The organism is Dehalococcoidia bacterium (assembly GCA_025054935.1).
In the GTDB taxonomy this organism is placed as follows: domain Bacteria; phylum Chloroflexota; class Dehalococcoidia; order SpSt-223; family SpSt-223; genus JANWZD01.
Genome location: JANWZD010000068.1, coordinates 1 through 588, shown reverse-complemented (window position 1 = coordinate 588; position 588 = coordinate 1). Strand labels below are relative to the sequence as shown.

1 protein-coding gene is annotated in these 588 nt (G+C 65.1%); it reads left to right on the top strand.

Annotated elements, in window-relative coordinates; all coding sequences use genetic code 11:
- On the top strand, positions 1–246 hold a 246-nt coding region (locus tag NZ773_16290), incomplete at its 5' end, for a DUF839 domain-containing protein (protein MCS6803487.1).
- Positions 247–588: the final 342 nt, after the last annotated feature.

The following is a 588-nucleotide window of genomic DNA, read 5'->3' as shown; positions in this document are numbered from 1 at the left end:
TTCGCAGTGCCGGTGAGCGGTTCACAGCGTGGCCACTTGCAGCAGTTCTTCTCGTCGGTAGCCGGCAGTGAAGTGTGCGGGCCGGAATTCACCCCCGATAATCGCACCCTCTTCCTCGCCATCCAACATCCCGGTGAGGGTGGCACCTTCGAGAACCCGATCAGCACGTGGCCCGACCGGCAAGGTTTGCCGCGGCCCAGCGTAATCACGGTGCAACGCTTCGACAGTGGCGTGATCGGAACATAGTAAGGCCATAGCGCCGCTATGGCCTTACGACACGGGAGGTCGCGATGGTGAGATTACCGGCGTGGTTAGCGCCGTTGCTCGCCGGAGTGATGCTTGCCGGCGTGGTGGCCGTTTGCGCCTCGCAGCAACCGGCCACGCCATTGCCAACTCCTTCGGCAATCGCGCGGATCAGCGGCGCCGACCTCTTTTCTGGCCGAGCGCCGCTGGCCGGCGGCGTGCCATGCGCGACCTGCCACACGCTTGATCCGAATGGGCGCGCGGGAGTTGGCCCTAACCTAGCCGGTATTGGGCGGCGCGCCGGCGCGCGGATTCCCGGCCTAAACGCACGCGAATACTTGGAAC